This window comes from Vibrio sp. MED222 (genome assembly GCF_000153005.1).
Taxonomy (GTDB): domain Bacteria; phylum Pseudomonadota; class Gammaproteobacteria; order Enterobacterales; family Vibrionaceae; genus Vibrio; species Vibrio tasmaniensis_A.
Map to the genome: position 1 here is coordinate 1 of NZ_CH902614.1, position 10,766 is coordinate 10,766.

Consider the following 10,766-nt stretch of genomic DNA (forward strand, 5'->3'; position numbering starts at 1 on the left):
TAAAAGTCGCAAGTAAGTAATGCTTAAATCCTAGTTAAATACTCTAACCAGAGTATTTAATAAAGTGACTAGATTACCGTTACAAAAATGCCGCTCAATGAGCGGCATTTTTATTATCTATTGAAAGCTAATTCTCAGCCTAACCCAAAGGTTAAGCCTTGAGACAAGAAAGTTAGAAGACTAAGAGTTAGCCTCGACCACCTTTAATCGCTTTAATGATTTCAGTCGTAGAGCAACCATCTTCAAAGTTAAGTACTTTAACTTCACCGCCAGCCGCAATCACTTCTGCACCACCAGCAATCTCTTCAGGTTTGTAATCACCACCTTTCACAAGAATGCTTGGAAGAACTTCAGAGATCAAACGTTGCGGTGTATCTTCAGAAAACGGAACAACCCAATCAACCGCACCTAAACCAGCCAGTACCGCCATACGACGATCAGTTGGGTTCACAGGACGACCTGGACCTTTTAAGCGTTTCACTGATTCATCCGTATTCACAGCAACGATCAAACGATCACCTAACTCAGCAGCATGGTTCATGTAAGAGACATGTCCCGCATGCAGGATATCAAAGCAGCCATTAGTCATAACGACTTTCTCGCCTTTCGCACGAGCACGTTTCACCGCTTCAACTAGGGCAGCTTCAGAGATCACACCGTAGTCAGTATCTTGGCTACCATGAATCGCTTCCGCTAACTCAATCGTAGACAACGTCGATGTACCTAGCTTGCCGACTACCACGCCAGCTGCAGCATTTGCTAATGCACACGCCTCATCAAGTGGCTTACCTGCAGCAACTGAAGCTGCTAATACTGAAATAACCGTATCACCAGCACCAGTAACGTCATACACTTCTTTCGCTTGGGTCGGTAAGTGGAATGGTTCTACGCCTTTGCGGAGCAATGTCATGCCATGCTCACTGCGAGTCACTAGCAAGGCTTCAAAATCAAACTCTTCGATTAACGCGAGCCCTTTTTCGATCATTTCATCTTCAGACTTAACCTTACCGGCAACCAGCTCAAACTCCGCCATGTTTGGCGTAAGTAATGTCGCCCCACGGTAGCGTTCAAAATCTGCACCTTTAGGATCAATAAACACCGGAACGTTCGCTGCGCGCGCTTTTTGAATAAAGCTCTGCACATGCTCCAAAGCACCTTTCGCATAATCAGATAAGATTACCGAGCGTACATTAGGAAGAGCTTGCTCCATGCGAGATAAAACAAGTTCAGGATCCGTGTTCTCAAATTTGTCTTCAAAATCAAGACGGATCAACTGCTGTCCACGGCTCATGACACGCAATTTTGTGATGGTCGGGTAATCGTCCAACTCAACAAAATCACACTTAACCTTTAATGCACCCAAAGTATTTTTCAACACCTCAGCTGGCTCATCTTTTCCAGTCAAACCAACGATATGAGCATGACCACCAAGAGAGGCAATATTCATTGCTACGTTGGCAGCACCACCAGGGCGCTCTTCGTTATTTTCTACTTTAACAACGGGCACAGGTGCTTCTGGTGAAATACGGCCAGTAGGGCCATACCAGTAACGGTCAAGCATTACATCACCGACAACAAGAACGCCTGATTGGCTGTAGTCAGGTAGAATTGGTTTCATTGTGGATCTCCAAAAATCGAATCTGGCTAGAGTCTAGCACACTGATTACAGTGGCTAAACCATAGAAAAATGAGTGAAAGCCTAACTCGATAGATACTCTAGTAGCTAAGAAGTCGATAAGCGATCACTAAATGATAATGACGTAACCGTTAAGAAATAGTTCCGTTACGCTTCCATCCATTGCTTCCATGCCTGAACAACATGTTCCCTTTCCATTTTAAATTTATCAATCGCCACGTCCGCATCAAGGTTGAGTAGATTGCGGTGATGGATTTCATCTCTTAATGTTGTATAGGCATTAGTTAATGCCATGCCTTGCTGTTCGTCCATAATCCCTTGTGACAACAGACTTTCAAAGATTCGTACATTGTCACACCAACGAGTCAACTTAGGTTTTTCATTACTGTATCGAAGTACTAAATATTGCGCCAAAAACTCAATATCGGTGATACCACCCGTATCTTGTTTCAGCATGAATCGATCGGCTTTTTTTCCACCGAGGTGCCCGCGCATTTTTTCACGCATATCGACAACGGATTTTTTAAGTACAGCTTCATCTCGAGTCAAACACAAAATCTCATGGCGAGTCTTGTTAAATGCCGAAGCCAATAAGTCATCGCCATAAATCATACGAGCACGAGTCAAAGCTTGGTGTTCCCAAGTCCACGCGTCATTGTGCTGATACTCGTCAAAAGCATCGGTTGGACTCACCAATAAACCAGAGACACCTGAAGGACGTAAGCGAGTGTCGACCTCGTACAAAATACCAGAAGCAGTTCTGGTCGAGAAAATATGAATAATGCGCTGCGCCAATCTCAGATAAAATTGGCGTCCGTCGATCTCTTTTTTACCATCAGTATAGATGTGTACCGGGCAATCGTGCATGAACACAATATCAAGATCGGAGTTATAACCAAGCTCCCAACCGCCGACTTTGCCGTAACCAACCACGGCGAAGCCACGGCCTTCACGATCTTTAACGTGGGTAGGCTCCCCAAACTTGGCTGTCACTTGTAACCAAGCTTGATTAATGCCGGCCTCAACAATCGCTTCTGCTAAATAGGTTAGATGGTCGCTTACCTTCATAACAGGCAAAACGCCCGCAATATCAGCGGCTGCAATTCTCAAGATACAAGTCTGCTTAAACTGACGCAGCCCCTCCATCTGTTGTTCCATGTCATCTTCAGGAATACGGGCTAGATAATCACGTAACTCGGTCTTGTAAGACTCTAAAGGCACGGGGTTATAGAGTTGCTGCGGATCAATAAGTTCATCTAACAGAATTGGGTAACGACCCAACTGCTCCGAGATCATCGGGCTCGCTGTACATAAGCGAACGAGTTGAGTGAGGGCAGCGGGGTGCTCATCCAATAGCTCAAGATACGTGGTGCGTGTAACGATTTTTTGCAACAGATGCAGCACTCGAGACAAACCAAATTCAGCATCCTTGGCGGTATAGAGCGCTTGAAACACTTTGGGCATTAATCGATTGAGTACTTCACGTCCACGAGGGCCAAGGGTTTTCTTAGCCAAATCAGCTTTGAATTGGATAATGGTTTTCGCCGCTTGCTGCGGGTTAGCAATCGCGATGTCATGCTCTAGAACCTGCTCAATCACATCTTGCTTATGAGCCATATCCCACAACTCACTAAAGTGACTCGCGATTGGGTTAGCATCATCTTCATCAACCCCAATTAGGTCTTCGAATACGGTGTGAACATTCGCCATATGAGCACGTGTCGCATCAATCAAACCATCCCAATCTGCAAACTGCATGGCGACAGCAAGTTGCAACTGTTCGAAATCGCCATCAGGTAAGGTTTGAGTTTGCTTGTCTGCCATCGCTTGTAATAGGTTCTCAAGGCGGCGTAAAAACAGGTATGCCTCACGTAAGTGACCGACTTCTTCTGCTTCTAATAAATGAAGAGATTCAATCGCACTTAGCGTCTCCAACAAACCTCGACCACGAAGGCTCGGTTCACGTCCACCACGAATCAGTTGAAAGACTTGAGCAATAAACTCGACTTCACGAATACCACCAGAGCCAAGCTTAATGTTGTTTGATAAGCCACGACGTCGCACTTCGCTACTGATCATCGACTTCATTCGACGCAAAGATTGAATGGCACTGAAATCAATATAACGACGAAAAACAAACGGACGCAGCATCTGGCGGAGCTCTTGGTATTCAGGGTACATTTCACTGCCCATTACACGCGCCTTAACCATTGCGTAGCGTTCCCAGTCACGGCCTTGTTCTTGGTAATAGTCTTCAAGAGCAGCATAGCTCATGACCAAAGGGCCGCTCTCCCCGAATGGACGCAAGCGCATGTCGACTCGATAACAGAATCCGTCAAAGGTTTGCTGATCAAGCGCCTTGATAATACGTTGCCCCAAACGCGTGAAGAACTGCGCGTTGGCGATACTTCTTCTTGCTCCTTGGGTTTCACCATTCTCAGGGTAAGTAAAAATTAGATCGATATCGGAAGAGAAATTCAGCTCACCGCCACCTAACTTGCCCATACCTATGATCAACATAGGCTGCGCTTCACCTTGCTCGTTACAAGGTGTGCCCCACTCTTTACAACAAATATCGTACTGCCATTGATAGGTCTCGAAGATCATCGCCTCTGCTAGCATCGACAAATGATTTAAGCTCTGTTCTAGATCCCATGAGCCCATAAAGTCACGCCAAGCAATGTAGATCATCTCTCGATTACGGAATTGACGCAGTACACGTTGGCCGCTCATTTCATCAGCACAACCAGAAAGTAACTCGGCCAAACGCTTACGATACCCTTCCGCGCGCTCTTCACATCTCAGCATCTCTGGCAAGGTGCTGGATAAAATCGAGTCACGCTGTAAACAATCACCAACAAAACAGCTCAAGCCTAATACACGCTTGAGCTCGGCAATCAATGACTCAGGCCAAGTGTTAATGGCGTCACTTTGATGCTCTAATAATTGCTCAAAAGCAGACTGGGAATGAGTGACGAGTAGAGAAGGCAATGGCATGTTTCTTCCTTGTGTAAGCTGCGCACCGAACAATTGGTTTGTCGGTTCGGTTCTTCAATAACGAGTTCTAAAAACTAATGATTAGTTATACCAAAGTTCTGCCAATAAAAAACGCCCGCATTAGCAATGTGGGCGTTTTATCAGTGAACTTATCAAGTTGAGTCTTTTCTCTAATAACAAATCTCCAGGGCCAAACCTCTAGGAATAGACCTTTAGATCTTGCGAACTAGAGCTCAGACCGAAAGCTGGGGATTAAACCTTAAACTGCTTAATCTTACCGTCTAGCTCTTGTGCGTTGCTTTCCATGATCTCAGAAGTCTCGAGAAGCTCACCCACCACCACTACGGAGGCTTCAACAAGCTCACGAACATTGGTCAAGTTGACACTCATCTCTTCCGCCACACTAGTTTGTTGGCCCGCAGCAGTCGCGATCTGGAAGTTCATATCATTAATCTGGTTTACCTGACTTACGATGCCATCAAGCTCAGAACCAGCGTTAGTCACTAGGTCTACGCCTTCAGCCGCTTCAACAACACTCTTTTCCATCAGCTCTACAGCCGAGTTAGCACTGCTTTGTAGATGGCTGATCATATCTTGAATTTCTACTGTCGCTTGCTGAGTACGTTGCGCAAGGTTACGAACCTCATCGGCAACAACCGCAAAACCACGCCCCGCTTCACCTGCACGCGCGGCTTCAATCGCTGCGTTCAAAGCCAATAGGTTGGTTTGCTCTGAAATGCCTTGGATAGTACCAACCACACTGCCAATCGAGTCTACGCGCTCTTCTACTTGGTTTACCGCTGCTGCAGAGGCTGCGATGTCCGAAGAAAGCTCACTCATCTTAGAAACAGAACCTTGAACGAACTTCTGACCTGTTAGTGCTTGACCTGATGCTTGCTCAGTAAGAGAAGAAGCACTTTGCGCGTGCTCAGCCACAGTTTGCACAGTAGACGTCATCTCGCTCATTGCTGTCGCTAGTTGGTCGATTTCGTTAAATTCTTCCTGAGCTGAATCTTTGGTTTCGGACATGCTGATGGTCATCACTTCCGTCAGGGCAAACAACTCATCAGAAGAGGCCACCTGAGTTTTGATCATGTCACTCAACTGGACTCGAGTTTTTTCGAGTTCTCGTGCCACATCACCGTATTCATCTTTACAATCCATATGAATTGGCACTGATAGGTTCTTATCGGCCATCGTTTTAATGGCGTCATTGAGGTATTGAGTTTGGCGAAGCATAACGCGCGCTGCCGCCAATAGAAGAACCACAAACACAATGATCATCAAGGCTGTTTGCCAAGCCACTTGAACTAGGTAAGTCTCGTAATGCTGCTGTGCAACTTGTGCATTGTTAGTGACTGCAAGTAATGAATCGTAAAACGCACTTGCGTCCCATAGCTGCTTCGAAATAATCAAGATAGTGCTGAAAACCATCAGCATGATCATTTTTGGAACGAGACGGATGTCCGAGATAATCCTTTCCCACGGCTTGAATGACAGTTTAGTCATTGTCAGTTCTCCATTAACTCTTATATATTGATGGCTTCTATATCCGCGAGATGGCTATGTCAGTCAAAGTTCGCGATTTATTTTGAGCCTCGTATGAATGTTAAATAGTATCAAAGACACCACTAAGCCGATGAGCTTATTATCACTGATTCTCTCTTTCTTAGCGTTATTTGTGATCTCAGGCTTATTGTTTGCACCGATTGATAAAGAATCGAAACAAGTTCTTATCGGCCTGGACTTTATAATCTGTAGCGTTTTTCTTTTTCAGCTCACTATTGATCTATTCAGATCACAAAATAAGAAAGAATATCTAAAAGTACACTGGATCGATTTCTTGGCAAGCATCCCTATGGTCGAGCCACTTCGATTCGCTCGCATTTTTCAGATCTTGCGCGTGATTCTCGTTCTTCGGTCAGGAAAACGTGTTTTCAGGGAGCTGTTTAGCAATCGAAAAGAAACGACACTCGCCTCAATTATTTTGCTATTGGTTATTCTCCTGACCATAGGTGCAGGAACAATACTGCTGCTAGAGCACAAGGATCCCAATGCCAACATTACCACTGGCCAAGATGCTTTATGGTGGGCTTTCGTAACGATTAGTACCGTGGGGTACGGCGATTATTATCCAGTGACGAGCTCAGGCAAGTTAGTCGCTTCTCTGGTGATCATTTGTGGTGTGGGTGTTTTTGGTATGATTTCAGGGTTGATTACTTCTTTGATCACCTCTCCAACTCGCCATGACAATCAACGAGCTGAAAACAAAGAGAAGCACCTTGAGAAGATCATTGAGCAACAACAGAAAATTCTCGAACGACTAGAAAAGCTGGAACAACAAACAAAAAAATAGAGCCGAAGCCCTATTTTCAATTTCATGTTGTTATGAAACTCAGTCTTGCCAATACGGCTCAACTTCTACACTTATTTGGCGTGTCTGTTCCATCGCATGCAGAATTGACACCTCTTGACGAGCTAACCAACGCTCTAGCTGAACCTTCTCATCGCCTTCTAACTTCTCAGTCAAAGGCTCTAATGTTTTAAGTGCCAGCAAATCGTCAATACCTTGCACCATATCGGCCCATGGCAAGCGGAAACTGTTTCGTTCATCGTCATCATACAAACTCGCGAAACCAACACCAGAATATAGGTTTCTCATCAAACGATATTGCTGTTCAATATACGCTTGGCTAGTCATCACTCGCTCTGGCGGGAAAGCTTCCATCAAGTCGGCCCATGTGCGATCGAGTTGCTTAACCGAAAACCATTCGATACCACGTGCCATTTGTTCACGTGCTTTTTCGTCTAAGAATGGTTGCCAGCCACGAGACAAGATCCAGCGACTCAGATCTAGCAACAAACCAGTGTAACGAGCAGAGCTCAACAAGGTAAGCAGTTCTTCGCGATCGGGAAGTTGCTCTTGCATCTCTTTAAGTTCAGCGACCAAAAACTTACGCGCATCCAATTTACGCAGTACGTGGCCTTTATCTTCGAGCAAATCTTCGAAGTGGTCATAGCTTTTTAGCCAGTCGAGTTCTTGCTCAAGCCACTTAAGCTCTTGGCGTAAAATGGCACTCGCGCGTCTTGGGACAATGCCACCATAGATGGTGAAGGTTTGACGAATAAAACTCAGCGAGTGACTGATCTCATGTAACGCTTCAATGGATTGGCGCTCGGTGAAGATCTGCTCATGATAATGCCAATGAGCGAGAGCATGCTCTAAAGATTGAATGAAACACGATTCAACAGTATCACTTTTAGCAGTATCAACTAAGGTCAAAGGAGTGACTTCATCTCCTTGATAACCTTGAGCAAGGCGGTAACCCTTAGCGGCTTTGCTTAGATTACCTAAACGCATGCCACCTTGTTCACAGAATTGACGAGACAGTGTAAACAGAGCATCTGTTTGACCGGACTTAAGTTCCAATTCGACTTCACAAATCGGTTCTTGCAGTTCGCCTGATTCAACAAAACCTTGATCGAATGCGACCTCGACTTGACTGCCATCAGGCATACCAATCAACCACTGCTCACGTGTGAAGTTGGTAGAAAATAGAGGAGTCAACTCAGCTTCCAGCGTTTCGATGTCTTTGCCCGCTGGCCAGATGTCCTCTGGATGTAGGGCTAGCTTAGGTTCATTGCTGTCATGTTCTGCATTGTATTCAGGCCTTTGATGCAGGCCTGCAACCACACGACCAGCCGTCTTTACGGTTTGTACAAATACGTCATCAAAGCGTCGAATGCGCAAGCCAGTATCGTGCTTACGTAACCAGTTATCGGGGGTGTCAAAGTAGATGTTACCTAGCTCACGACAACTGTGCTGAAGTACTTTAGTTTCAGCAATTTTATTGCGTAAAGTCTCTGAAAAATCAGGAGAAACAAAAAACTTCAGTTCTATCTCGGTTTCCATAGTTATACCTTTCTGTGAAGATAGGGACAGGATATTGCCAATTTGAAAACTCAGCAAGTCAGAAATATCGCCCTTATGATGATCTAAAACAGTTTTAATGAGACATTGATTAGGTTAACATGCGCGACTTTGTAGCCATCGCTTAACATTTCACCATGAATATGGTGTATGTTGTTTTAAGGTTATTATTTATTAGGTTGGATGACCATGCCAGTAAATACAATTATGGGGTTATTTGCAAAGTCCCCAATTAAACCTTTGCAGCGTCACGTAGTATGCGTGAACGAATGTTGTTCTCACCTAGTTAATTTCTTTGAAGTTTCTTCAAAAGGTGACTGGGAGAAAGCATCAGAAATTCGAGCTCAAATTTCTCACCTTGAGAAAGAAGCTGACGTACTAAAACGTGAAATTCGCCTTAAACTTCCTCGCGGTTTGTTTATGCCAGTTGATCGCACCGATATGTTGGAGCTATTAACTCAACAAGACAAACTAGCAAACCTAGCGAAAGACATTGCTGGCCGTGTATATGGTCGTCAACTTGTCATTCCTGCTCCTATGCAAGAAAACTTCATCGCTTACGTTAAACGTTGTCTAGATGCAGCGAACCAAGCACAAAACGTAATCAATGAACTAGACGAATTACTTGAAACGGGCTTTAAAGGCCGTGAAGTAACACTCGTTGCTGAAATGATTCATCAATTAGATGTAATTGAAGATGACACGGACGCGATGCAGATCGAACTACGCCAACAACTAATGGCGATTGAAGATGGTCTGAATCCAGTTGATATCATGTTCTTATACAAAATTCTTGAATGGGTTGGTGGTATTGCAGATCAAGCACAGCGTGTAGGCGCTCGTCTTGAAGTAATGCTTTCTCGATCTTAAATCATACGTTAACTATATAACGAAGAGCATTTTTTGAACAAACCACTTATGCGCTGAGTATTTCTCTCGCTGAGCGGTTTTTTGCGTCTAAATTTGTTCCGCTTGTTATCAAACAACTAGGTATTACGATGGATATCCTTGCTAACTACGGCACTGTCCTGATTATTGTTGCAGCAGCTTTCGGTTTCTTGATGGCTATTGGTATTGGTGCAAATGACGTTGCGAACGCAATGGGCACTTCAGTAGGCTCTAAAGCTCTAACCGTTAAACAAGCGATCATTATCGCAATGATCTTTGAATTCGCAGGTGCTTACCTTGCGGGCGGCGAAGTAACAGACACGATCCGTAAAGGTGTTATCGAAACATCTCTGTTTGCAGATCAACCTGACGTACTTGTGTACGGTATGATGTCTGCACTACTAGCTGCTGGTACATGGCTACTTCTAGCTTCATACATGGGCTGGCCAGTATCAACGACTCACTCAATCATCGGTGCAATCATCGGTTTTGCTTGTGTGTCTGTGGGTACTGAAGCTGTAGATTGGAACAGTGTCCAAGGCATTGTGGGAAGTTGGATTGTCACACCATTGATTTCCGGTATCTTCGCCTATCTCATATTTGTCAGTGCCCAGCGACTGATATTCGATACAGAAAACCCGCTATTCAATGCGAAGCGTTTTGTACCGGTATACATGTTCATTACTACAATGGTCATTGCACTTGTAACGATCAAGAAAGGTCTTAAGCACGTAGGCCTTCATCTAACCGGTACTGAAGCATGGTTATGGGCTGCAGGTGTTTCTGCTGTCGTCATGATTGGCGGTTACTTATACATTCAGAAGAAGTTTGCTAACCGCGAAGAAGACCACGGTTTTACTGGCGTAGAAGGTATCTTCAGCGTACTAATGGTTATCACAGCTTGTGCAATGGCATTCGCACACGGTTCAAACGACGTTGCGAACGCGATTGGTCCACTGTCTGCTGTTGTTTCAACGGTTGAGCACATGGGTGAAATCTCAGGTAAGAGCACTATCGCATGGTGGATTCTTCCACTAGGTGGTATTGGTATCGTTGTTGGTCTTGCAACAATGGGTCATAAAGTAATGGCAACCGTTGGTACTGGTATTACAGAACTAACTCCTAGCCGTGGCTTTGCAGCTCAACTAGCGACCGCGTGTACGGTTGTACTTGCTTCTGGTACTGGCCTTCCGATTTCAACCACGCAAACATTGGTTGGTGCGGTATTAGGTGTAGGCTTTGCTCGTGGTATCGCAGCTTTAAACCTAGGCGTTGTACGTAACATCGTAGCTTCTTGGATTGTGACGTTACCTG

7 protein-coding genes are annotated in these 10,766 nt (G+C 44.9%); 3 read left to right on the forward strand and 4 right to left on the reverse strand.

The window, feature by feature from the left end:
* Nucleotides 1-187: 187 nt before the first annotated feature.
* The 3 genes from hldE to MED222_RS00750 form a co-directional block, all read right to left on the reverse strand.
* Nucleotides 188-1,618, reverse strand: coding sequence for a bifunctional D-glycero-beta-D-manno-heptose-7-phosphate kinase/D-glycero-beta-D-manno-heptose 1-phosphate adenylyltransferase HldE (gene hldE, locus MED222_RS00760; RefSeq protein ID WP_009848977.1), 1,431 nt, complete (start codon nucleotides 1,616-1,618; stop codon nucleotides 188-190).
* A 165-nt stretch (nucleotides 1,619-1,783) separates the two neighbouring features.
* Complete coding sequence (gene glnE / locus MED222_RS00755; RefSeq protein ID WP_009848976.1) at nucleotides 1,784-4,633, reverse strand: bifunctional [glutamate--ammonia ligase]-adenylyl-L-tyrosine phosphorylase/[glutamate--ammonia-ligase] adenylyltransferase; 2,850 nt, start codon at nucleotides 4,631-4,633, stop codon at nucleotides 1,784-1,786.
* A 252-nt stretch (nucleotides 4,634-4,885) separates the two neighbouring features.
* Nucleotides 4,886-6,142, reverse strand: a complete 1,257-nt coding sequence (locus MED222_RS00750; RefSeq protein WP_009848975.1) for a methyl-accepting chemotaxis protein — start codon at nucleotides 6,140-6,142, stop codon at nucleotides 4,886-4,888.
* Nucleotides 6,143-6,239: 97 nt separating this feature from the next.
* On the opposite strand from MED222_RS00750, the gene MED222_RS00745 reads away from it, so the two are divergent.
* A complete protein-coding gene (locus MED222_RS00745) occupies nucleotides 6,240-6,989 on the forward strand; it encodes a potassium channel family protein (protein WP_009848974.1) in 750 nt (249 codons plus the stop codon).
* A gap of 39 nt (nucleotides 6,990-7,028) precedes the next feature.
* Here MED222_RS00745 and MED222_RS00740 read toward each other — a convergent pair whose 3' ends face one another.
* Nucleotides 7,029-8,546: a CYTH and CHAD domain-containing protein gene (locus tag MED222_RS00740; protein ID WP_009848973.1), complete on the reverse strand. Its 1,518-nt coding sequence runs from the start codon at nucleotides 8,544-8,546 to the stop codon at nucleotides 7,029-7,031.
* 207 nt (nucleotides 8,547-8,753) lie between these two features.
* Here MED222_RS00740 and MED222_RS00735 point away from each other — a divergent pair, with 207 nt between their 5' ends.
* Both MED222_RS00735 and MED222_RS00730 read left to right on the forward strand, forming a co-directional pair.
* Entirely contained in the window at nucleotides 8,754-9,434 is a 681-nt protein-coding gene (locus MED222_RS00735) for a TIGR00153 family protein (RefSeq protein ID WP_029223984.1), read from the forward strand.
* Between the two features lie 128 nt (nucleotides 9,435-9,562).
* A partial coding sequence (locus tag MED222_RS00730; protein WP_009848971.1) for an inorganic phosphate transporter occupies nucleotides 9,563-10,766 on the forward strand: 1,204 nt, incomplete at its 3' end.